The organism is Bdellovibrio sp. MYbb2, from assembly GCF_056175685.1.
This window is the reverse complement of the sequence record NZ_JBJKJI010000001.1, coordinates 1,534,346-1,556,301: the sequence shown is the minus strand read 5'-3', so window position 1 is coordinate 1,556,301 and position 21,956 is coordinate 1,534,346. Positions and strand designations below refer to the sequence as shown.

The following is a 21,956-nucleotide window of genomic DNA, read 5'->3' as shown; positions in this document are numbered from 1 at the left end:
CAGAAAAATTTGGAGCTGGTTATGGGACTCGAACCCGCAACCTGCTGATTACAAATCAGCTGCTCTACCAATTGAGCTAAACCAGCCTTACTGAGATAACCGAAATGTTTTACGGAGAAAAAGAACGTCCGTCAAAGATAATTATTCGACAGATTACGATTTTTTTCGATTTCCGCGCGGCGCATGCTGTCTAAGGGTCTCAGTTAGTGCCATGGCTGTCGCCACTGAGGCATTATAACTCGCCGAAGAACTAGCTTGCGGTATGAATACTAATTCATCACAAAGGCGTTCCGTTGTCACTCTCATTCCTTTGTCTTCTGAACCAATTGCCCAAACGACCTTGTCCGGAAGCTCTAATTCGAAAATAGATCGCTTTCCGCGAGGACTCAAACCATAGATCCAATAGCCCTGTTTTTTAAGTTCTTCCGCATAGTTAGCAAAGTTCGTGGTCTCTTCAACCGGAACATGCTCCACACCACCGCAAGCCACTTTATGTACAGTGGGCGTCAAACCGACCGCGCGGTCTTCCGGAATCAGAACCCCATGAGCCCCCACCAACCAGGAAGTTCGCAGGATCGCACCCAGGTTGTGAGGATCTTCGATGCCGTCCAGGATCAGAACCATGGACTTATCCAGACCTTCCAGACCAGCCATATCAAATTCCGGAGCGCCATCGACAAAGATCGCGGCACCCTGCTGGGACGGACCGAACTTTTCCAGCACCGCTTCAGCCTTCAATTCAACTTTGATATGATGTTTTAGCGCCAGGTCGTTCATGTCGCGCAGATCGCCCGAATTTTCAAAGCCCTGACGGATCCAGAAGCCCTTTACCTGCTTCGGACGCACCTTCAACACCTCGTTGATCGCATGCGTACCGATCACCACACGCCAGTCGCGCGGGATCTGATTTTCACGAGGAGCGTGAGCCTGGGGACGACCCCCTTGCGGACGACCCGCGCCTTGAGGACGCCCCTGCTGCGGGCGACCACCCTGCTGAGAACGTTGAGAGTTATTTCTGCCAGACGGACGAGAGTTATTTTTCTTCATACATTGCCATCACAAAATCAGTGGCCGCTTCCTTGATGTTGGAAGCTTCCAGAATAGGGCGACCCACGACCAGCGCTGAAGCACCTGCACGCAGTGCCTCTTTAGGTCCCATGATACGTTTTTGATCGCCGGAATCCTGCATACTAAAGCGAATTCCCGGAGTGACAAGGTAAAGATCTCGGTTTTGTAAAAGGTCCAATTCGTGAGGGGAACACACGACACCGGACAAGCCCGAATCCTTCACCAAAGTCGCCAGCTCCGTCACGTGCTGGGCAATCGGTTGAGATTTCATATTCACCGGCAGCGAATCCTGATCCCAGGAAGTCAGAATCGTCACCGCCAAAATGCGGAACGGACGCTGCTGATTCAGCTCTTTTTCGACCGCTGCCATGCGAGTCAGAGCCTCTTTGCCACTCAGGGCATGCACCGTCACCAAGGACGCACCCGCCTCGAAACTGGCGCGCACCGCAGCCTCCATCGTCGAGGGAATGTCGAAATGCTTGTTATCCAGAAAAATCGGCGCTCTTTGCGCCATTTCTTTGACGAATTCCATTCCATAACGCAGGCACAAACGCGGCCCCAGCTTAATGCCTCCGACGATATCGGAAACATCGTCGGCAATTTTCAGGGCCTGGTCGCGAGTATCGACATCCAGAGCCAAAATAATCGGATTTTTCATGGGGTGAGCACGCTGATTTTTGTTCACGGAAACTCCTGGGAAGACGAACCCATCATAAATGCAATCCCCGATTATGTAAAAATTATTCCTGCGGCATCAAAGATTGTCTTTCATGTCCTGCGTTAGTAGGTTCGCCCCGAAATCCGAATTTATTAACTTACAAGGAGATTATCCATGAAAGCTCTTCTTATCGCTTTGGCCATCGTTGGCGCTGCATCCTCTTCCCAAGCCGCTCTTTCCTGCGGTCAATTGGTTTCCTACAAAGCCAAACTTGCTGAGGAAATGAACTGGATCCGCGAAAAAATGAGAAGCACAAGAAACTCTGACACTCTTGAGCTTTACATGGACCAGTACGAAGAGCTTTATGCTCGTTATCAGAACGCTGACAAAGCGATCAAAAACGACTGCCAATAGTCGCCCAAGAAACAAAGCAGGCTGCCCCGAAAAGGCAGCCTCTTTTTTTGCCGTTTAAAATACAAATTCGGCATTTAAGGCTTTGCACTTGGCAGCCTCGGGTTTTCAATAGGGTATGGTCCAGAAACCCCGTCAGTTCCATTCATTTGAAACGGCTGTGGATGAGCTCCTGAACACTCTGGGGCGTGAGATTCGTATTGCCACCCCTCTGGGATTGGGAAAGCCCAATCAGCTGATCAACCTGCTGTACAACCGGGTCAAAGAACTGCCCGAACGCCGTCTTGAAATCTACACCGCACTTTCCCTGGATGTTCCTTCCCCGCAAAGCGATCTGGAGCGCCGTTTTCTTTCACCCTTTCTGGAACGCCACTTCGGTCCCGACTACCCGGCTTTTGAATATCTGAAAGACCGCCGTCATGGCGAACTTCCCCGCCATATCCGCATTCATGAATTTTACTTTCAGGCGGGTCAGGCGCTGCACACCGACTCAGCCCAGCAGGATTACGTCAGTCTGAACTACACCCATGTGGCTGCGTACCTGGTCGACTGCAACATCGAAGTCATTTTGCAGCTGGTGGCCCGTCGCCAGACAGATCAGGGCCCGCGCTACAGCCTAAGCTGCAATCCGGATCTGACTTTGGATGTGATGGATCAATACCGCAAAGCCGGCAAAAAAATTCTGCTGCTGGGAGTGGTTCACCCCGAGCTGCCTTTTCTGGGAACAGATGCCGAGGTTGGTCCCGACTATTTTGACATGATCGTGGACGACCCGACACAACATCGCAGGCTTTTTGCCCTGCCACGAACCCCGGTGGACTGGACAGATCATCTGATCGGCTTTTTCGCCAGCCACCTGCTGGAGGATGACGGGACCCTGCAGATCGGGATTGGTTCGCTGTCTGAAGCGCTGGTGTATTCAGCCTGCCTTCGCCATCAGCAGAACGCAGACTATGAAGTGCTGTCAGAAAAAATCTGGCAGCACCGCCGCCACGCCCGCGAACTTCACCTGCAGCGCGAACCCTTTCAAAAAGGCCTGTACGGAACCAGCGAAATGGTGATGGATGGCTTTATGAATTTGCGCAAGGCCGGGATTCTGAAGCGTCAGGTGCAAGAGCCCGCTTCGAAGCAAATGCGCTATCTGCATGGTGCATTCTTCCTGGGATCCACCGAGCTTTACAAGTGGCTGCGCCACCTGCAGGGCGAGGAATTTGACGGGCTGAACATGACCCGCGTGTCCATCGTCAACGATCTTTACGACGGCAACGAACTGGCCCTGCGACGCCAGCGGCGCAAAGCCAGATTCTTCAACACCTGCATGAACGTCACCCTGCTGGGGTCGGCGGCCTCGGACACTCTGGAAAGCGGGACCGTGGTCAGCGGCGTCGGTGGGCAGTATAATTTTGTGGCCATGGCGCACGAACTGGAAGGGGCTCATTCGGTGCTGATGTTGCGCTCGACCCGATTGCACAAGGGCCGCCGTCATTCCAACATCCTGTGGTCACACGGACAACTGACCATCCCCCGCCACCTGCGCGACATCGTGATCACCGAATATGGTATCGCTTACCTGCGCGGAAAGACCGACGAAGAGGTCATCAAAGAACTGCTGAATATCGCCGATTCTGAATTTCAGGAGTCTTTGAAAATCAAAGCCCAGAAAGAAGGCAAGCTGCGATCTGACTATCAGATTCCGGAATGGGCCCGCCACAATACTCCGGCCGAACTTTTAAATCAGGCCCGCGATGCAGGCTTTGATCGCCTGTTCCCGCCTTTTGCATTTGGCAGTGATTTTACCCTGGATGAAGAACTGCTGGCGCTGGCATTGGGCGAACTGCGCCAGGCTCAGGAAGAATCCCTGGGCAAGCTTCTGGGCCTGCTGAAGAAGGGAATGAAAACCGAGGCTATCGAGTATCAGGACTGTTTGAAAAGAATGGAACTGGATCGCCCCCGGGGATTGAAAGAACGACTCTTTCAAAAGCTGGTGTTGGGGGCCCTGGAACAAAGCAAGGGCCGGATCACTTCGGCTTTTTCTGCAGAACCACGTTGATATCCTGAGCCAAATCCTGAAAGTAGTCATTTTCACGCAGGTGAATTTCAACCGAATCAAGATTTTCATCCGCCATGCGCTTGACCGTGCGTTTGATATTGAAAAGAGGACCTACAATTCTGCGGGTCATGCGGTTGAAATACCAAAAGCCCACGACCAGCCCCAACAACACCGGGATCAGCTGATAGACCAGGAAAACGGTTTTATAGCGGGAAATAAACTCTTGAACCGACATCATTGAAAAGGCGCCGGTTCCGGCCAGCTCTTGAATCTTTCCAATGAACAACCAAGCCGCAAAAAGCTGGGCCAGAAACAGTACAGCCACAAAAAGGCTGACGTGCATGACCACATCAAACTGCACTTCGCGATTGACGATCAACTTGCGGCGCGGACGGAATGTTTTCATACCTAAATTATATCCCAGCCCCGAAGGTTAAACTCGTTAAATATAAGTATCCACCAGGGAACGTTTCTGTTTGAGAAACGTCCAAAAGTTCTTCAGTTCACTTCAGCGGGTGCGACTTAGGAAAAACTGCGCCACAGCCTCACGGTTGTATTTGCAGTGCCCCCCGGCCAGGGGACTCCAGGTCGCAGACATTCCCGCAGCCTGAGCCGCCTTCACAAACTCGGCAGATCCTTCCTGGAAGCCGAACTCGTCCTGCAGACCTGTCGACACAAAGAACACCGGCTTGATCAGACCCGAATAACGACTAAGCAGATTGAAGGGGTTGTGATTTTGCCAGTCCGCCTCGTCAGCAAAAACCTCGCGGGAAATCCCCAGCATCAAATTCACGCGCGAACGCAGCGCTTTCGTGCGGGCAATGTATTTATCAATATCCTGCTGGGAAGAGTAAGGCCCGATCACAGTCAGAGCCGGGCACAACAGCGCGACCTTGGAAAAGGTTGCCGGCAACTGCAACGAGGCCTGCGAGGCATTAAAGCCCCCCATGGATTCCCCCATCAGCAGACGCCGTCCACTGCCCAGGCCGCCGACTTTGCCTTCAAGAAACGGCATCATCTCGTTTTGGAAAACCGGCAACAATGGGAATTTCTGATTATTAACCAACAGCCAGATTTCACCAAACGAAATAGTTACGACAGACGGCTCATAACCCAACTGAGCCCAGCGCTTCAACACCCAAGAAGTGTCGCGACGCTGATCAAAGAACTGCCGGGCATTCCCCCACAGTCCATGAAAGTAATAAACCACATCCTGGGTTTTCGCCCGATTCCCGGTATGAACACAATAGTCATAAGAATCACCCAAAGAAGTTGTTTGGGTTCCACAGACCGGCTGCGTCCCTGCAAATCCATTTGAAGCAAACACCACCAAAGAAAACGCCAGCATCCCTACTGCGAATTTCATCAGTCACCTCCGCACAAGAATAAGGCTCGCCGAATCGCAGCCAAAAGGCAACCCACGACCTCCACCCCAATTCCTGAACCTGCCCCCCAACACCAGACAAAGGAACAACCCAAACCCCAAAAAACAAAAAGCCAACCAAGGTATGACCCCGGTTGGCTCCCAAACAAAAAAAGGCCCCGCAGGGGAGCCTTTTTCAAACTTAAATATCCTCAACAAAAATCTCCAAAAACGACCTGCCTCAAAGCCAACTCCCCGTTCCCCGCCCCCAAAAACCGGGAACCAAGGTTGGTCAAAAGGGGGCAGATGCAAGGCGGAGGCGACCGCCCGCAACGCAGGCGTGCTCCAAGCACGTCGGAGAGAGGACGGGCACCGACAACGCAGTCAGATGCCCCCTTTTCACCGACCGGAACTAGAACAAGTTCAGGTTGGCAGACAATGCTACGTTTGTGCGGTCTGCGCGGATGTCTTTTGGTGTGAACTGTACGTTTGGATACAGGTAGATATCACGAGTGATAGAGATACCGGTACCAACAGACTGATATGGTTCCAACTGATAGTTATCAGCATAACCTTCGTAACGTGCGAACTGGAAGTAACCAAACACGGTTCTGAAGGAATAACGGTCGTTGAAAGTGTACTGAAGGAACGGGAACAAACCGAAGCTCATGTCAGAGCGTTTGTATTTACCCGCTTTGGCTGCCGCAACCATGTTCGGATCATCCAGGTCCCCAGTGTAGAAGCTCTTACCCAAAGTAAAGCTTGTTCCACCATTCCACTTGGATTGACCGAAGTTCGCCAGAACTGTCTGGCTGAAGCTTGCTGCACCAAATGTTTTGGTCAGGTTGATAGAATCACTGTCTGTCGCATGGCTGTACTGCATGCTGGAGATCATCTGAGTGTCGAACGCGCGGTAACCACGGCTCCAGCTCAGGTAAGGAGTGGAAACTTCATAACGAGCCAAAGTGCCTTTACGGCCTTTACGAGTGTCTTCTGCAGGCTTCACGATATCACCGTGAAGAGGATCCACCACGGTCACGCCCGTACCGAAGCTGATATTGTCACGCTCACCCAAACGGTAGTTGACACCAACATCACCAGACAGAGTTGTCATGGCTTCGATAGTTGCGGAAGCACGGTAGTTTGGACGAACACCACTTAGAGGCTCTTCAACAGAACCACCAGAGTACGCCAGGCTGGATTTGAAAGACCATTTGGATTTGGAACCCAATTGAGCTCTCATGCGGGCGTCAGTGATTTCACTGTCGATGTCCTTTTCTTTTTCGTCAGCCTTTTTAAGGTCTTCCATTTTCACTGTGCTGGAATTTGTATTCACAGACGTGGTGGAAGTTTGTGCGAAACCAGAAACAGGGGCCATCAACAACCCTGTTGCCGCCAATACCAAGTAAGCATTCTTATTCATCATTTTAAACTCCGTTTGTAATGAACAGGCGACTGGTATAGCCCACTCCCAGAATGTGAGTCCATATTAAAAATAGGATATGAAAGAATGGTCCCAGTGATCAGGATTTAGACAGGGGATCTGCAGACGGAAAAGCTGTCTCTGCCAATATAGGCAAGGCAGAGACAGCAAGCCCCTAGTGACGCGAGGGGGCGATTAGACCTGTGCCTTTTTGTATGGAGCCTAAGCGCCAGTGCTTCTCTCCTTGGGAGGCCAACCATGTTTGTACGACTTCGGCCTGCTCTTTCTTGATAAGCAGAACCAATCCAACCCCCATGTTGAAGGTGCGATACAGCTCTTCCCCGGAAAGACTCGCGCGCGGAATGATTTTTCCAAAGACCGGAGCCATTTCATTCAATGCCGGCCAGCCGGAAATATCATAATCAAACTTCTCACTCATCCGCGGGATATTGTGAATGCCCCCACCGGTGATATGAGACGCGCCCACCATCGCCATCGGGAACTGACGACGAAGCTCATTGACCAGCTTCACGTAGATACGCGTGGGCGTCAGCAGTTCCTGCATCAGCTCGGTTTCGTCCTGTTGCACAAGCTTTCTGAGCAGGGAATAACCATTAGAGTGAAAACCTGAAGACGCAATCCCGATCAGCACATCGCCTTCGTTCATGTCTTTTTCATCGTACAGATCCGCCGGAGACATCTCGCCCACACTGAAGCCTGCAAGGTCGTATTCATTCCCCTGATACACGCCGGGCATTTCAGCCGTTTCACCACCGATCAAAGCCATCCCGGACTGACGGCAGCCATCGACCATTCCGGCAATCAGCTCTTCACTGACTTTGGTGTCGAGCTTTCCAAAGGCCATGTAATCCAAAAAGAACAACGGTTTTGCACCAACACACAAAAGGTCATTCACACACATCGCCACCAGATCGATTCCGATGCCGTGGTGTTTGTTCAGAGTTTGCGCCAGTTTCAACTTCGTACCCACCCCGTCTGTGCAGGAAGCCAGGTACTTTTCTTCAGTCAGTTTGTAAACGGCAGCAAAGCCGCCAATGCCCTGAAGAACCTGGTCGTTGAAAGTGGTCGGCACCAGATTTTTGATTCTTTCCACGAAGGCATCGGCCTTGGTGATGTCAACTCCTGCATTTTTATAGTCCAAAGTCACAGTCGTCATGGCTTAGTCTCCTAGTGTAAAAAATGGCGGCGGCCGGTAAAGATCATGGCTACACCCAGGCGATCGGCTTCGGCGATCACTTCCGGATCCTTCACGGATCCGCCGGGTTGAATGATGGTTTTGACCCCCAGCTTTGCAGAAACCTGAACAGAGTCTGCAAATGGGAAAAACGCGTCTGAAGCCAGTACCACGCTGGCAAGATCGGCGATGCCCTTGTCAGCCAGGCGCGAGGTGATCAGTTTTTCGATGCAGTCGATGCGGTTGGTTTGACCTGAACCCATGGTCAGAAGCTCAAACTCGGGACCGTCCTGACGGCAAAGAGCAATGGCATTGCTTTTCAGGTTCTTCACCGCCAGCATGGCAAAGGCCGCCAGACGCTGTTGTTCCGGACTGACTTGCTTTTGGGTGACAGTTTTCATATGGCTTAAATCAAAGCCATCGGCATCCTGCAGCAGCAGTCCGCCCTCGATAGAGCGTACTTGCATCGACGGATTTGGCGTTAATGAAACTTCCATCACGCGGCAGTTCTTTTTCAGCTTTTCGCGAGCGCCCTCGGTGAAGGACGGCGCCAGAATCACTTCGACAAACTTTTCGGCAAAGAACGCGGCGATGTCTTCCGTCACTGGAATGTTCAGGGCGATGATGCCGCCGAAAGAACTTTTCTCGTCCCCTTTCCAGGCTTTTTCCAAAGCACGCAACGGAGTTTCGGCCACAGCCATTCCGCAAGGCGTGTTATGTTTCACAACCACAGCGGCTGGCAGGGCTTTTTCACCTTGCCAGGAATGCACATCCTGCAAAGTCTTAAGCGCAAAGTCGGCATCCAGATAATTATTGTAGGACATTTCTTTGCCTTGCAGGGATTTGGCGTGGGCCAGACCGTCAGCAAACGGATCTTTCAGAACGACGGCCTTTTGATGCGGGTTTTCACCGTATCTTAGAGCAGCCCCGGATTTTTGCGTCAGGAATCCGGCGATGGCCATGTCATAAAAAGCGGTCATAGTGTAAACAGAAGCGGCACATTTTTGACGGAACTCCCAGGTGGTTGCGCCGCTATTGCCGTTGAATTCTTTTAAGAACTCACCGTACTGGGACGGTTCACACAGAACTGTGACGGACTGAAAGTTCTTTGCCCCGGCACGAAGCAGCGTCGGGCCCCCGATGTCGATGTTTTCAATGCATTCTTCAAACCCCGCCTGTTTTTGCAGGGTCGCGTGGAAAGGATAAAGATTCACCACCACCAGATCAATGGGTTCAATCCCCAGCTCAACCGCTTGGCGCACGTCATTTTCATCCTGACGACGGAACAGCAGGCTTGAGGCAATTTCAAAGCTGATGGTTTTCATGCGGCCGTTGAAGGCTTCGCCTTTGCCGCTCAAGGTTTCCACTGCGGTGACTTTGAAGCCGGCGTCGGTCAATGCCTTGGCGGTGCCGCCGCTGGCAATCAGCTCGACGTTCTGAGCTGCAAGATTTTTAGCAAGCTCCAGCAAACCGGTTTTATCAGAGACGCTCAACAGAGCTCTGCGGATTGGATTCATACAGTCACCCCCATTTCCTGATTCAAATAATTCACAGCACTTTTGAAAAACTCCAAACCCCAGGCTTCGCCTTTATAAGGCAGGTGCCAGTCATGCACGGCTGCCTCGGGATGCGGCATCAGCGCAAACACCAGACCCGACGGATCACAGACGCCCGCGATCTGTGCCTGAGCACCATTGACGTCTTCAGTGTAACGAAGCACAGCCTGATGCTGGGTCAGCAGACGCTGCAGCAGGCTTTCATCGCGACAAACGAAGCGGCCTTCCCCGTGACGAATCGGCAAGGCGAATCTTGCGGGAAGATCGCGCGTCCAGATACAGGGGGACTTTTCATTTCTTTCCACTTCAATCCAGCGGTCAATAAAATGACCCTGCTCGTTTTTCACCAGGGCACAGCTGCGCTGAAAGTCAGCGTCCGGCAACAGGCCCAGTTTGATCAGCGTCTGAAAGCCATTGCAGATGCCCAGCACTGGGCGGGTTTTCACAAACTGCTGCAATTCATTTTTCAGATTCATTTCAAGTTTCAGGGCCAGCACTTGCCCGCTGCCCAGATGATCACCAAAGGAAAAACCACCGGGAATCACCAGAGCCTGGTATTCATTCAGCAGCCCCGGGTTTGCCAGAAGGTCATTGACGTGGACTTTATCCGCTTCACCTCCGGCCAGCGAAACGGCTCTGGCTGTTTCATTTTCACAGTTGATTCCATCACCCCACAAAACCAAAAACTTAGGCTTGATAGACATTCAGAACTCCTTCAGACCAGATTTTTTGCAATTCGGACAAAGCGGTGTTTTGAGTGGCCCCCTGATGCTGCCAGCTCATCACAGGATTTTCCTGAACTTCACCCAACAGTCTTTGCTGACTGGTGAACAGTTCTTCAAACTGAGACTTGTCAGCAGGCTTCACACTGACCACAAACAAGGAGCCCGTTTCAGACCACAGTTCATTCCAACTGAATGATTCCAGATTCAGCTTCATTCCCAGATTGTTGCCAAAGCCGCTTTCCGCCAAGGCGGTCATCAAGCCCCCGTCGGAAATGTCATGGCAGGACTGCAAAAGCGTTTTCTGATGGGCCGCATAGATACGGCCATAAAGATCCTTGTTGCGGGCAAGATCCGGATATTCGGGTGCAGATTCCTGCACGGTGAACTCCTGGGAAAGAACTGAAGCATAAAGACTTTGTGTCGGCGTGCCCAAAAGATAAATCAGATCCCCGGCCGTCTGGAAGAATCCGGGTGCCGTTTTCGTCGCATCCGGCACCTGCGCCACCGCCGTCACCAGCAAGGTCGGTGGTACGGAAATCTTCACGGTGTCCCCGCCCTTGGTTTTTCCGATAAAGTCGTTTTTCATACTGTCTTTACCGCTGACAAATGGAGCGCGGTAAGCCACAGCCGCATCGTAAAGCCCCGCACACGCACGCACCAGTTGCGCCATTTTGTGGGCCGCATCGGGATTGCTTGCTTTTGGAGTCGGATCCGGCCAGCAGAAGTTATCGACCAAGGCCATCTTCGCAGGGTCCGCTCCGGTCGCCACCAGATTGCGCACGGATTCATCCACCGCTTTTTGTGCCATCAAATAAGTGTCGTACCAGGAAAACTGCGGGCACAGTCCGTTTGAAACTGCCACGGCGTTGTTGTCATCGCCCCCATGCACTGACAGATCCAGCACACCGGCATCGTTGGCTCCGGACTGGGTTTTGCCACCGTAAGGTTTTACGCGCGTGGCCCCTTGAACTTCGTGGTCATAATAACGAACCAATGGTTCACGTGAAGCCACGTTGGGATTGGCCAGAACTTTTTTAAGTGCCACGGCAAGATCGTTGCTCGCCAGTGGTATTTTACCTTCTGCGCGGAAGTATTCCTGATATTGTTTCGGTCCGTCGAAGTGAGCTTTCAGCTTCATGCGGCTCAGACCATCATGCAGGAATTCCAACTGCAGTTTTGCCAAGGGCTCTTTGCCATGGAAGATGTCAAAGAATCCAGAATCGGTGAATTCACCCAGTACAAACGCCTCAACACCCATGTGACGGGCCAGATTCATAAAATCCATCAGGTGATTCGGGCTGACGGCGTAAGACATACGCTCCTGGGATTCGCTGACCAGCATTTCCCAGTATTCAAGCCCCGAATATTTTACCGGATGCAAGCCAAGATCCATTCGCGCGCCGCCGGAATACTGGGCCATTTCTCCAATTGACGAACTGACACCGCCGGCTCCGTTGTCGGTGATGGCTTGAATCCAGCCGTTGTCACGGGCTTTCAGTGTGAAGTCCAACAGACGCTTTTGCGTGATACTGTCGCCGATTTGTACGACGTTGGAAGCCACATTGTCATGCAACGCCAACGAGCTGAAAGTCGCACCATGCACGCCGTCTTTTCCAAGGCGGCCACCGGCCACCACAATCAAATCGCCTGCGCGGATTTCTTTGGATTCACTGGCGCGGCCATGAACCGTCTTTGGCATCACGCCGACAGAACCCACAAAGATCAAAGGCTTCGCCGCAAATTCGCTGGAAAAACAGAAGGCCCCGTTGACAGTCGGAATGCCGCTTTGATTGCCGCCCTCTTCAACCCCCTGATGAACCCCACGGAAGATCACACCAGGATCTTTCAACAGCTCGGGTCTTTGCGGGGAATCTGCTTCCGGGAACAGGTTCGGGGTGGAAAGACAGAACACATCCGTGTTGGCGACGGGCTTTGCACCCAATCCGCAACCCAAGATATCGCGATGAACCCCTAAGATGCCCGTCAAAGCGCCGCCGAAAGGATCCAGCGCCGACGGGCTGTTGTGTGTTTCGACTTTAACACACACATTTAATTTTGAATCAAAGTCGACAATGCCTGCATTGTCTTTAAAAACAGAAACCAGATAACCACAGTCATCCAGATCTTTGGTGGCTTTCTGAATATAGCTTTTATAAAGGCTGGTAATTTTCCTGTCACCCAGGGCCGGGAAATCGCCAGAAACTTCGGAATAATCCACTTCAGCAGCAAAGATCTTATGCTTGCAGTGCTCACTCCAGGTTTGCGCCAGACACTCCAGCTCGACTTCGGTGATCTTGCCATGCCAGCCGTAAGAAGCTCGCTCGGCAGCGACTTCCGGGGAACTGAAATGAGTCAGAATGGTTTGAATCTCTTCACCACTGAGAGCCAGTCCACGTTCGTTGTTGATGCGCTGAAGGGTTTCAACGTCCAAATTCAAAAGCTGCAACTGCGGTGTGTGTTCAGAAGCCTTCCAAAAGTTCGAATAGGCTGCCCATGAATTTTCTTGTTTAAGGGCCGCGCCCGTCTGGATTTCCAGTTTGTTTAAAAGTGGATTGGCCAGATTCTGGAACAGAACCTTTTGGATTTGCTCTTTGGAAATATCCCCGCTGATTTCCATTTCCCACCCACTGTGGACTTCCAAAGGGAACTCCTGCCAGGAAGAATTATGTTGCGCAGAAAACAGCATCAAAGCTTCGGTCGCGGTGCGGGCTATGTTGTCGGTAACTCCGGCCAGAAAGCGGATCTCAACATAGGTTTTACCGTCCTGATAATCCAAGAAGCCAGTTTGCTGAGCTTCCGATATGGGATCAAAGAAGACTTTATCCATGACAGCTTGAAGAGGGAACTCTTTGGCCGCGCCGGGTTTCTTTTCAAGCAGCCAGTACACGCGACGCAGTTGCAGTTCGTTCACCGGGGCTTCCAGCGACAACGCGGATTTAAGAGCTTTTTCGGTGCTGTGATCATAGCGGCTGCGCACAGATATTCTTTGCATCTTTAAGTCTCCTTAAAAGGGCTTGTGGGGATCTGCCCCAAAGCCACAAGTTCCAGAAATTGAGTGTAAGTTTGATGTTCCAGCTTATGAAAACGCACGGACCAGTCGGCAAGACTTTCACCGGCTTCCAAAGGCAATCGCGACTGCATCAGTTGCGGGCCGGTGTCCATGCCCTCGTCCACCAGATGCAGGGTCACGCCACTTTCCTCCACACGGTCTTCGAAAGCGCGACGGATGGAATCAACCCCCGGGTAAGCGGGCAACAGCGAAGGATGAATATTCACCACCTGTGAATTCCCGCCATGCCAGCCATTGAAGGTCTGAAGAAACTCTGGACTTAGCAGGCGCATGTAACCTGCCAGAAAGACCCAGTCGATGCGGTATTCACGCAGCAGGTTTAACACGCGCTGCTCGTGTTCGCGGCGGTCGCTTTGTTTTGCCACCACAAAATGGCGCACAGAAAAATTTTTAGCCTTTTCCAAAACACCCGCCCCGGCTTTGTCAGAAAGGACAAAGGTGACTTCGGCAGAATTCAGGGACTGCGCCTTTTTCATCAGGGCTTCGGCATTTGAACCGGTTCCAGAGGCCAGAATCGCAATCCTGATTTTATTCATAGCCCGATATCCTGTCGCAGGTACATGCCGTCAAAATTCACGGCCTGCATTTCCTGATAGACCTTTTCACGAGCCTCTTCCCGGGTTGAACCCAGGGCAGTGATTCCCAGCACCCGTCCACCGACATTGACCAGTTGATCATTGATACGGCTGACTCCGGCAAAGTACAAATGACGATCCGGAGCAGATGGCATCTTGGCGGTGATGGGATTTCCCAATTTCATCGGGGACCCCGGATAACCTTCACTGGTTGCCACGACGTGAACAGAAGACTCGGCAGCCAGCTCACACACTTCATTTTTCAACTGATGAGTCACAGCCTTCATGATCAGGCCTGCAAGATCGGTTTTCAGACGAGGCAGCAGCGCCTGAGTTTCAGGATCCCCCATGCGCACGTTGTATTCCAGAACGTAAATCCCTTCGCTTGTTTTCATCAAGCCTGCAAACAGGAAGCCCTGATACGGCAGGCGCTTGTCACGCAGGCTTTTCAGGGTTTTAGAGAAAATACGGCGGATCTCAGCTTCATCCGCTTCGGTCACAAAATCACAAGGGCTGTAAGCGCCCATGCCACCGGTGTTGGCACTGAAAGGATCGGATGACACGCGCTTATAATCACAAGCCGTGCCCAGAATCACAAAGTCTTCGCCATCACACAAAGCAAAGGCGGAAAGTTCTTGCCCGATCAGACACTGTTCAAGCAGCAGAGGAAAACCAAAATGACGCCCCAGCGTGCGCACAGCCTCTTCAGCCATGTCCCAGCTGTTGCAAACCCAAACACCCTTGCCTTGAGCCAGGCCATCGGCCTTCACCACCAGGGGGCTTTTAAAGTCATGCTTTCCCACTGCGAGCAAAGCCTGTTCTTCCGAGTAGCTGACCTGACAAGCGGCGGTTCTAACGCCTGCATCCTTCAGCACCCCTTTACAGAAAAGTTTGGATGATTCCAGCTGAGCCACTTCCATGGACGGTGCAAAGCAGGCAATGCCGCGTTTTTGCAGGCGCAGCTTCAGGTCAGACAAAATCAAAGACTCCGGACCCACCACCACCAAAGAAACACTGTTTTCGACACAGAAGGTTTCTATGGCTTCCGGACTTTCACAGTTCACGCAAGTAATACCTGCTTGCTGCATTCCGGGATTTCCCGGGGCCACCCACAGGTCGGTCACCAGGGAAGAGCTTTTCAGTTTTTGCGCCAAGGCGTGCTCGCGCCCGCCTTTTCCGACGACGACCAGTTTCATGCTTTGTTCTCCAGCAAAGACAAAGCCTTTTGATGCCAGAATTTCAAGTTGATGTTTTCGTCAAAAGGACGGGGTTTGTTAAGGACAGCGGCGATCTCGTTGGCCAAAGCCAGGTACAGCCATGAACTGACCTGGATCTGTTCTGCATTCAATGCTGCGGGCTTCTGACCCAGTTCATTCTCGCAGATGGATTTCCAGTCTTGGGTTTTTCTTTCCTTGGCCAACTTTTTGGCTTTTTTAACCGCTTCGCTCCACTCTGAACCTGTGTAGATCTGACGCAAGAATTCTTTTGAAAGAGGCAGACCTTCATAAGTCAGACGCAATTCATCCGGCCCGATGGAATCCACCAGCACCAGTCCGCGCTGACCGTTGTTTTCATGGGTAAAGGCGAACTCAAGCTTCCCGTCCCATAATTTGACTCCGAAGCTTGCAAAAAGCTTTTCAAGCTCGGCCGCCACATCCTGGGTGTTTTTGCGCAAGGCCGCGTATTCAAAGTCGTTCACCACGTTCATGGCCGCCACATCAGCCTTGGACAGGTAGCGATCTGTGGTTTCAAGTTTTGTTGAAACCTCCACCAGGGCTGGCATAAAGCTGTCAGCAGACGTTGGCATCCGGGTCAGCTCCAGATCCGCAAGATATGCGGGGTTCTTTTTCAGACGTCCTTCCAAAGAATTCCCCTGTCCCAGATGACGACGGAAGATCACTTCCAGCGGCACCAGACACTGGGTCGGGCGACAGGCATACATGGAATAATCATAATCTTCACCCTTCCATTCTGGGCGCAACACGTTCACCGGCTGCACTTCAATGGAAGTGCGCGAACGACCGGACAGATAGTGCGAAGAAAAACCCTTCGCCGAAAGATGCTCAAAGAACATCGAGGCCATCGCCGCCAAAGCTTCGCCTTTTTGCGGGATTTCATCGGGCATCTCGCCCCAGTCAAAAATGGAATAGCGATTGCTGTATTCAAAAACAATTTTGTCGTTGTTCTGATAAAGGTCCTTTACGGAACCGCGATAGATCAGATTCATCGGCCTGCTCCCAATGCTTTCAGCTTGTTCCATTGATTCACGAAATTAGTCACGTTGTTGGCCCCCACCCAGAATCCGCCATGGCGGGCTTTGGCATAGAAGTCCAACGCCAGATTAGAGCTGGCCAGTTGTTCTTTTTCACACAGGAACAGATTCAACCCTTGCGTGTGCGGAAGCTCCCAGGGACTGACGATTTCACCCAGACAGGTTTCGGCCTGAGCCGCCGTCCATTCAATCTGCAGACCCGTTTGGGTCTGGATTTCATCCAGAGCTTTTTGAATTGGAGAATAGCTTTCAAGACTGCGGTTCCAGTGCAGACACAGGCGGTCTTTTGGAACTTTCGCCAGACGAACAATGAAGTCTCCGATGGCGCTGGCATTTTCTTCAGTCACTGCAGCCACGGGAATTCCACGGGGCATCTGAACAATCGACAAGAAGGCATCAAGGCCAGCAAAAGCCCCGTTCACCGCCACGCCAAAGACCGGCTTGTCTGTTAAAGAAGCCACCACACCCGGAAGGTGGGCTGCCAGGCCCGCACCGGCAACAAAAGCATCCGCACCGCAGTTCTTTACAACCTCGTGGACTCGGGCGGGATCACGGTGGGCCGAAGCCACTTCCATTTTCACATCGCCGCATTTTTCAAGGGAACGGCACAACGGACCGTACACACGCTCATCATTCGCACTGCCAAAAAGAACCTGAATTTTCATAGTTCACCACCTAAATTGATGTTCCGGGTCTTCAAAAAGTTTTCAGTTGAAACCGGAACGGGATAATCACCATCAAGACAAGCACTGCAAAGATTCTTAAGGCCCAGGCCCTCTTGCAGTCGGTTCAGCGGAAGGAAGACCAGACCGTCCACCTCCAGAACCTTTTCCACTTCCGCTTCGCTGCGCTTGTGCGCCACCAGCGATTCTCCATCCGGGAAATCAATGCCATAGAAACAAGGATGACGGATCGGCGGACAGGTGCTGGCCAGATAGACCTTTTCCGCCCCGGCATCACGAAGCAGTCGGATAATGCGGGCGGAAGTGGTCCCGCGCACGATGCTGTCATCCACCAGCAGGATTTTTTTACCTTTGATCTCGCTTTGCACTGGGGAAAGTTTCAGATTCACCATCATTTTGCGAACCTCAGGTTCGTTGACGATAAAGCTTCTTTGCACATAGCGGTTTTTGATCAGAACTTCGCGGTAGGGTTTTTCCAGCACTTCCGCCAATCGGCAGGCCGCCGCCCGGGAAGTGTCCGGTACCGGAGCCACGACATCGATATCCAGCCCTTTTTTGCGGCACTCTTCCGCCAGGATTTCACCCAGCTTCAGGCGCACTTCATAAACCGGACGGCCGTGCCACTCGGTTTCAGAACCGGCAAAATAAATCCATTCAAACATGCACGGGCGCGGTTTCTTTTCACTTAAGACAAAAGAATGCAGATTGCGATCCTTGTCGACAAAGACCAGCTCGCCTGGGCGCAGATCACGCCAGTACTCATAACCCAGTCCGAAGAAAACCTGTTTTTCAGAGGCAAAACAGTAATTGTACTTATCGCCCTTTTTCTGGCGCCCGATCAGCAAAGGCCGTATGCCATTCATATCACTGAAGGCAAACATGCCCTGATCGGCCAGCATACCAATAGAGCTATAAGCCCCTTGCACAGTTTGCAGAAGCTCTTTCACGGCCTCGGCCAGGCTGGCCGGAAGATCCGGGTTGTCTTTGCGTGAAGACAGCCCCACCGCCACCATGTGCATCAGGATTTCCAGATCGTTGCGCGAAAAGGTCCACCTTAGTTTTCGATTGCGCAGATAATCCACGATTTCGTCATAGTTCGTGACATTCCCGTTATGAATCATGCCGATGCCATAGGGATAGCTTAAGAAGATGGGCTGCAGGTCCTCTTTATCAACGCTGCCGATAGTGGAATAACGTGTGTGCCCCAGGGCCATGGTGCCCTTCAGGCGCTTGCGGCGTTCGGTGGTGAAGACGTCTTCCACCAGTCCCAGATCCTTTTCCAGATGAAACTGCGAGCGTTCAAAATCATAACTCAGAATCCCCGCCGCATCCTGCCCGCGGTGCTGAAGAGCGAACAATGCCGGGTACAGCTTTTCTCCAGCCTGATCTTCACCGATGAGTCCTACAACGCCACACATGGAGCGACCCCTTTAAAAAACAAAAACGGCGTCACTGGGACGCCGTTTACTTTAATATTGATATTTGATTTTTTCTGCTGGCAGTTCGGGTGCAAAGACACACCGAGGGTGTTCAAACGGGATTTCTCTCCCGAAGAGGGTCCCTTCGATGGGGGCCTAGGTGGCGAAGAATGTCTCAAAAACACTTGATGTGTCATGGTCTCTCTTTACGCTGATTGGGTGGAATGCAACCAACGCTAGCGACCGTGACAGAGTTTCGTCAAGACCCCTGACAGAATCCTGACAATTCAACACATCTTGCCATAATCAAGGCTTACACTCTTGAGCATCATTACTGGCACCATCGCAACCCAGAGCCTTTTGCAACTCGGGCTTGGCGTAATAGATACGATTGATACGACGATTTGCATCCGGGTGACTGGAATGACCATCCGAATGCTTCATATCTTCCATATACGCGCGGATTTCCTCCAACTGAGGGCATGACTCCACAAATTGATCCATCTTTCTGTCGACCGCCTCTGTCACCTCTGCGCATGCAGTCCCATAGAACATGGTCTGTGATCCAAAAGCGTATTCCTTAGCCTTGGCAGAATCCTGAATACCAGAAATTTTTGACGTCAATGCCTGAGCCGAAATCCAGTCAGAGAAAGCTTCCTGAATATGACCTGTTCCGGTGATTTCACTGCAATACTTGTAGCGCTCGTAGTTCTTTTCAATATTCTGACGGGAATCCTCAAAGCGGGCATCCGTGGCATCGGTCGCTTTCGTTTCGCCGGTTTCCTCATCGATTTCGTCGCCGACTTCAGCTTTCAGGCCGTCTTCAAATTCATTGATCTCGCGAAGCAAAGCATCCTTCGTGGGAATGCTGACTTCAATGGACTGCGGAGACTGCAGACAGCTGATCACATTTTTAAACGGATTCTGGGCCATTCTGACCGCGGCATTGACTGTCGGTTGATTGGGCTTCACCACCAGACTCATAAAGTCCGGCAGTTTCGCCCCCTCTTTGCCGAAATCCATTTCCATGGCACAAGGATCAATCCCGTGACCGAACTCGTGGGCCAGGGTTGCAAACAGCGACGCTTCCGGCAAATTCATCATCTGCGGGCACACCGTGATCGTGTTTTCTTCAGAGGAATAATAGGCATTCGGTGATTCACACCCGTCAGCCACCAGATCCATGTACCGGCCGTCAGTTTTTGCCGCCCGATATTTGATGGCCTTCACCCGGGCGATCATGTTGTCGATCTGCTTGCCGTTGGCGGAAGTCTTCTGCGCTTCCAGAGCTTTGACAACGTGATTGCGGGCGTCTTCAACAATCTTCAGGGTGCGGGCCGTTTCTTTCTTCAGACGTTCTTTGTTGCGCTGAAGCTGTTCCTTGCCGCCGGCCGCGGCTTCATCCATAAATTGATTGGCATAGACAAAGGGATCCTGCACGGCGCTTTGCGGGAAGGTGCCTTTCGCGCAATGTTCGGCAAAACTCAGATTGCCAACCATTGCCATATTTGGAACCTGACGGCCTTCGCTGTCCTGATACAGATAAAAATCCTGGGCTTTTCCCGCCAGCTTCCCGCAATAGCCTTCAAAGGTACAAGTTGGTGACTGCGGTGTCTCACAGGCCCCGCTGCGATCCGCTGAGATTTTCAAGGTCTCGCGCATTTGGGAAATCTTGTTGATGGTTTCCCGCATGTGAGGACTGACCGCTTCCTGCGCAGAAGCTGTGAGTGAAGAAAACGTCATCGCAACGAACAAAATGGACTTCATAAATTATTTTCCTCGCGCATGAGTGCGGATGTCTTCAATATGCTGCACGAAGCGACCGTAAGCGGCCCCTTCGGCACATCCCTCTGTGCGGGTTTCTTTTTTAGAGACTCTGTTAGTGTAGATATAAGTTCCGGCATGGCAGCGCTGCTTTCCCGCGGAAGCCGGGCCTCTTTCAACCTGCTTCCAGGCTTCGGCCACTTTGGGTGGAAGCGTTTTTCCCAACGACTTGCCATCAAAGGTATAAGTGCCTTTGTCCCTTTTCAAAATATCAATCTTACGGACGCCCATTTTATTGGTGCGGTCCAGAATGACTTCGTTCGCAAAACAGGAAGCAGACATAAAGAAAACGAGCAGGAAATATCTCATTGTTTCAGTTTATTAGGTAAGCCCCCGCTTTGCACCCGACGATGGTCAAGAAAGCTTTTGAACCGGGAGCTTTTATGGTTAATAGCCCTCAACGACAATCAGCGTGCGATACTTCACTGCGCGGATCACATTCCCCCGCCAGTCCCGGGCCACAGCTCCGTTGGGTCGAATAACGGGAACCAGACCTTTTCCTTCCTGCACGATGCGTTCGTAGATGTACTTTGCATTATCGCGATGCAGGCGGACACATCCACCGGAAGCGCGGCGGCCCAGTTGATAATTGTGCGCGGAATTTGCGGCATGCAGGGCAACCCCGCCGTTAAAGAAGACGCTGAATTCCATATTGGTTTGCCAAGTTTGAGAATAGTGATTGCGCACAATCGAATAAGGATAGAACCATCCCGGCGGCGTTGTGGTGAAGTATTGCCGCCCGCTTTTTGCGGTTTCCCACTGCTCCCTCCCCGTTGAAATCTTCCAGGTGTGAGTGTGCCCCCCGTTCTGAATCACCCGCATCGTCTGCGCCTCGTAACCACCGGCACTTTTATTGGCGATCAGAACTATTGGAAATTCCCGGGTCACATTCAGTGACTCGACAGAATCAAAATCCCGCAGACTTAAAACTTCCGTGTTCATTTCCGTGCGCGGAAAGCCCGCTTCCGCGGCAATTTCATCCGGTGTCATAAGGTCATCCAACGATTCGGTTTCGGCCAGCGCATTCACAGACAGAAACAATACAAATGAAAGAATGAAGGATTTCACAGGGCCTCCCGGTTTTTTTATTTATGTTACCCCAGATCACAATGAAAATTCCCGACACGATATGGGGCTTTCTGACACAGGACTTTCATTCGTCAAAAAGCTGGAATGTCGATTGAAAGTTATCGCGAAAGAAAATTCCCTTTGCATGAATTTGCGTTCAACGTAGATAGCAGTGGAGGTCCCCATGAAAAATACACTTTTCATCGCGTCCTGTGCTTTGTTGACGGTTTTGCTGTTTGTTATGGGTGCCAAAGCCGAACCCTCCATGGCCTCCCCTGAAACTCCGGATCCAATGACGATTGCTCAAGGAATGAACTACTGCCGTACGCTGATTTCGGTGTGTGATCTGAAGTCCGACGGCAGCGCCTGCGGAGGTGACCAGTATGCCGGCTGGTGGCTTCCAACGGCTGAAGAGCTCAGTCACTTTGTGGGGCTTTCAACTTCTCAGAACTACAACTGGTCCCGCACCCCTTTCACGCAGGAACTGGACACCTATATCATCATGAGTCTGCTGGATGGATCATGGGGCTATGGTGGATATGGCAATGCCGCCGTCGTTCGCTGTGTTCGTTAGGCTATCGGGACGGAACTGTTTTG

The 21,956-nt window shown here is 51.8% G+C and carries 20 protein-coding genes and 1 tRNA gene; 3 read left to right on the top strand and 18 right to left on the bottom strand.

Features of this window, described 5'->3' with window-relative positions; all coding sequences use genetic code 11:
* Positions 1-10: 10 nt before the first annotated feature.
* The 3 genes from AC04MQ_RS07455 to pyrF form a co-directional block, all read right to left on the bottom strand.
* Positions 11-86: transfer RNA gene (locus tag AC04MQ_RS07455), tRNA-Thr, on the bottom strand.
* 67 nt (positions 87-153) lie between these two features.
* Positions 154-1,047: a TrmH family RNA methyltransferase gene (locus tag AC04MQ_RS07450; protein ID WP_015092021.1), complete on the bottom strand. Its 894-nt coding sequence runs from the start codon at positions 1,045-1,047 to the stop codon at positions 154-156.
* Complete coding sequence (gene pyrF / locus AC04MQ_RS07445; RefSeq protein ID WP_148278857.1) at positions 1,034-1,753, bottom strand: orotidine-5'-phosphate decarboxylase; 720 nt, start codon at positions 1,751-1,753, stop codon at positions 1,034-1,036. Before pyrF ends, AC04MQ_RS07450 begins: the two co-directional genes overlap by 14 nt.
* 147 nt (positions 1,754-1,900) lie before the next feature.
* Between pyrF and AC04MQ_RS07440 the strand changes: the two genes are divergently transcribed.
* On the top strand, positions 1,901-2,140 hold the full coding sequence (locus AC04MQ_RS07440; RefSeq protein WP_015092024.1) for a hypothetical protein: 240 nt from the start codon (positions 1,901-1,903) through the stop codon (positions 2,138-2,140).
* A gap of 115 nt (positions 2,141-2,255) precedes the next feature.
* Complete coding sequence (locus tag AC04MQ_RS07435; protein ID WP_015092025.1) at positions 2,256-4,187, top strand: acetyl-CoA hydrolase/transferase C-terminal domain-containing protein; 1,932 nt, start codon at positions 2,256-2,258, stop codon at positions 4,185-4,187.
* On the opposite strand, the gene AC04MQ_RS07430 is transcribed toward AC04MQ_RS07435, so the two are convergent.
* From AC04MQ_RS07430 to AC04MQ_RS07360, 15 genes are all read right to left on the bottom strand, one after another.
* Complete coding sequence (locus AC04MQ_RS07430; protein WP_015092026.1) at positions 4,156-4,593, bottom strand: methyl-accepting chemotaxis protein; 438 nt, start codon at positions 4,591-4,593, stop codon at positions 4,156-4,158. The genes AC04MQ_RS07435 and AC04MQ_RS07430 overlap by 32 nt on opposite strands.
* A gap of 102 nt (positions 4,594-4,695) precedes the next feature.
* Positions 4,696-5,553, bottom strand: coding sequence for an alpha/beta hydrolase-fold protein (locus AC04MQ_RS07425; protein ID WP_475391747.1), 858 nt, complete (start codon positions 5,551-5,553; stop codon positions 4,696-4,698).
* A gap of 409 nt (positions 5,554-5,962) precedes the next feature.
* A complete protein-coding gene (locus tag AC04MQ_RS07420; protein ID WP_015092028.1) occupies positions 5,963-6,976 on the bottom strand; it encodes a hypothetical protein in 1,014 nt (337 codons plus the stop codon).
* Positions 6,977-7,148: 172 nt separating this feature from the next.
* A complete protein-coding gene (purM, locus tag AC04MQ_RS07415) occupies positions 7,149-8,150 on the bottom strand; it encodes a phosphoribosylformylglycinamidine cyclo-ligase (protein ID WP_015092029.1) in 1,002 nt (333 codons plus the stop codon).
* A gap of 11 nt (positions 8,151-8,161) precedes the next feature.
* Positions 8,162-9,685, bottom strand: coding sequence for a bifunctional phosphoribosylaminoimidazolecarboxamide formyltransferase/IMP cyclohydrolase (purH, locus tag AC04MQ_RS07410; protein WP_015092030.1), 1,524 nt, complete (start codon positions 9,683-9,685; stop codon positions 8,162-8,164).
* Positions 9,682-10,428 carry a phosphoribosylformylglycinamidine synthase subunit PurQ gene (locus AC04MQ_RS07405; RefSeq protein WP_015092031.1) on the bottom strand — a complete coding sequence of 249 codons (747 nt, stop codon included), beginning with the start codon at positions 10,426-10,428 and terminating at the stop codon, positions 9,682-9,684. Before AC04MQ_RS07405 ends, purH begins: the two co-directional genes overlap by 4 nt.
* A complete protein-coding gene (locus AC04MQ_RS07400) occupies positions 10,412-13,441 on the bottom strand; it encodes a phosphoribosylformylglycinamidine synthase subunit PurL (protein ID WP_475391744.1) in 3,030 nt (1,009 codons plus the stop codon). Before AC04MQ_RS07400 ends, AC04MQ_RS07405 begins: the two co-directional genes overlap by 17 nt.
* A 2-nt stretch (positions 13,442-13,443) precedes the next feature.
* Positions 13,444-14,055 carry a phosphoribosylglycinamide formyltransferase gene (gene purN, locus AC04MQ_RS07395; RefSeq protein WP_015092033.1) on the bottom strand — a complete coding sequence of 204 codons (612 nt, stop codon included), beginning with the start codon at positions 14,053-14,055 and terminating at the stop codon, positions 13,444-13,446.
* Positions 14,052-15,290 carry a phosphoribosylamine--glycine ligase gene (purD, locus tag AC04MQ_RS07390; protein ID WP_475391742.1) on the bottom strand — a complete coding sequence of 413 codons (1,239 nt, stop codon included), beginning with the start codon at positions 15,288-15,290 and terminating at the stop codon, positions 14,052-14,054. Before purD ends, purN begins: the two co-directional genes overlap by 4 nt.
* Positions 15,287-16,321 (bottom strand): phosphoribosylaminoimidazolesuccinocarboxamide synthase, encoded by a 1,035-nt coding sequence (locus AC04MQ_RS07385; RefSeq protein ID WP_475391740.1) that lies wholly within the window; start codon positions 16,319-16,321, stop codon positions 15,287-15,289. Before AC04MQ_RS07385 ends, purD begins: the two co-directional genes overlap by 4 nt.
* On the bottom strand, positions 16,318-17,031 hold the full coding sequence (locus AC04MQ_RS07380; RefSeq protein ID WP_475391738.1) for an AIR carboxylase family protein: 714 nt from the start codon (positions 17,029-17,031) through the stop codon (positions 16,318-16,320). The genes AC04MQ_RS07385 and AC04MQ_RS07380 overlap by 4 nt, the downstream gene beginning before the upstream one ends.
* Positions 17,028-18,467 carry an amidophosphoribosyltransferase gene (purF, locus tag AC04MQ_RS07375; protein ID WP_015092037.1) on the bottom strand — a complete coding sequence of 480 codons (1,440 nt, stop codon included), beginning with the start codon at positions 18,465-18,467 and terminating at the stop codon, positions 17,028-17,030. Before purF ends, AC04MQ_RS07380 begins: the two co-directional genes overlap by 4 nt.
* 306 nt (positions 18,468-18,773) lie before the next feature.
* A complete protein-coding gene (locus tag AC04MQ_RS07370; protein WP_475391736.1) occupies positions 18,774-20,234 on the bottom strand; it encodes a hypothetical protein in 1,461 nt (486 codons plus the stop codon).
* Positions 20,235-20,237: 3 nt separating this feature from the next.
* Positions 20,238-20,600, bottom strand: coding sequence for a hypothetical protein (locus AC04MQ_RS07365; protein WP_148278858.1), 363 nt, complete (start codon positions 20,598-20,600; stop codon positions 20,238-20,240).
* Between the two features lie 78 nt (positions 20,601-20,678).
* On the bottom strand, positions 20,679-21,359 hold the full coding sequence (locus AC04MQ_RS07360) for a L,D-transpeptidase (RefSeq protein ID WP_015092041.1): 681 nt from the start codon (positions 21,357-21,359) through the stop codon (positions 20,679-20,681).
* 184 nt (positions 21,360-21,543) lie between these two features.
* On the opposite strand from AC04MQ_RS07360, the gene AC04MQ_RS07355 reads away from it, so the two are divergent.
* Complete coding sequence (locus AC04MQ_RS07355; protein ID WP_015092042.1) at positions 21,544-21,933, top strand: Lcl C-terminal domain-containing protein; 390 nt, start codon at positions 21,544-21,546, stop codon at positions 21,931-21,933.
* Positions 21,934-21,956: the final 23 nt, after the last annotated feature.

What these genes read in the sequence shown, in the direction of transcription:
- purN (WP_015092033.1), bottom strand. Translation starts at nt 14,055, where the DNA reads ATGAATAAAATCAGGATTGCGATTCTGGCCTCTGGAACCGGTTCAAAT.
- purD (WP_475391742.1), bottom strand. Translation starts at nt 15,290, where the DNA reads ATGAAACTGGTCGTCGTCGGAAAAGGCGGGCGCGAGCACGCCTTGGCG.
- AC04MQ_RS07365 (WP_148278858.1), bottom strand. Translation starts at nt 20,600, where the DNA reads ATGAGATATTTCCTGCTCGTTTTCTTTATGTCTGCTTCCTGTTTTGCG.
- AC04MQ_RS07435 (WP_015092025.1), top strand. Translation starts at nt 2,256, where the DNA reads ATGGTCCAGAAACCCCGTCAGTTCCATTCATTTGAAACGGCTGTGGAT.
- purH (WP_015092030.1), bottom strand. Translation starts at nt 9,685, where the DNA reads ATGAATCCAATCCGCAGAGCTCTGTTGAGCGTCTCTGATAAAACCGGT.
- AC04MQ_RS07380 (WP_475391738.1), bottom strand. Translation starts at nt 17,031, where the DNA reads ATGAAAATTCAGGTTCTTTTTGGCAGTGCGAATGATGAGCGTGTGTAC.
- AC04MQ_RS07400 (WP_475391744.1), bottom strand. Translation starts at nt 13,441, where the DNA reads ATGCAAAGAATATCTGTGCGCAGCCGCTATGATCACAGCACCGAAAAA.
- AC04MQ_RS07440 (WP_015092024.1), top strand. Translation starts at nt 1,901, where the DNA reads ATGAAAGCTCTTCTTATCGCTTTGGCCATCGTTGGCGCTGCATCCTCT.
- AC04MQ_RS07355 (WP_015092042.1), top strand. Translation starts at nt 21,544, where the DNA reads ATGAAAAATACACTTTTCATCGCGTCCTGTGCTTTGTTGACGGTTTTG.
- AC04MQ_RS07450 (WP_015092021.1), bottom strand. Translation starts at nt 1,047, where the DNA reads ATGAAGAAAAATAACTCTCGTCCGTCTGGCAGAAATAACTCTCAACGT.
- AC04MQ_RS07425 (WP_475391747.1), bottom strand. Translation starts at nt 5,553, where the DNA reads ATGAAATTCGCAGTAGGGATGCTGGCGTTTTCTTTGGTGGTGTTTGCT.
- AC04MQ_RS07385 (WP_475391740.1), bottom strand. Translation starts at nt 16,321, where the DNA reads ATGAATCTGATCTATCGCGGTTCCGTAAAGGACCTTTATCAGAACAAC.
- purF (WP_015092037.1), bottom strand. Translation starts at nt 18,467, where the DNA reads ATGTGTGGCGTTGTAGGACTCATCGGTGAAGATCAGGCTGGAGAAAAG.
- AC04MQ_RS07430 (WP_015092026.1), bottom strand. Translation starts at nt 4,593, where the DNA reads ATGAAAACATTCCGTCCGCGCCGCAAGTTGATCGTCAATCGCGAAGTG.
- purM (WP_015092029.1), bottom strand. Translation starts at nt 8,150, where the DNA reads ATGACGACTGTGACTTTGGACTATAAAAATGCAGGAGTTGACATCACC.
- AC04MQ_RS07420 (WP_015092028.1), bottom strand. Translation starts at nt 6,976, where the DNA reads ATGATGAATAAGAATGCTTACTTGGTATTGGCGGCAACAGGGTTGTTG.
- AC04MQ_RS07370 (WP_475391736.1), bottom strand. Translation starts at nt 20,234, where the DNA reads ATGAAGTCCATTTTGTTCGTTGCGATGACGTTTTCTTCACTCACAGCT.
- AC04MQ_RS07405 (WP_015092031.1), bottom strand. Translation starts at nt 10,428, where the DNA reads ATGTCTATCAAGCCTAAGTTTTTGGTTTTGTGGGGTGATGGAATCAAC.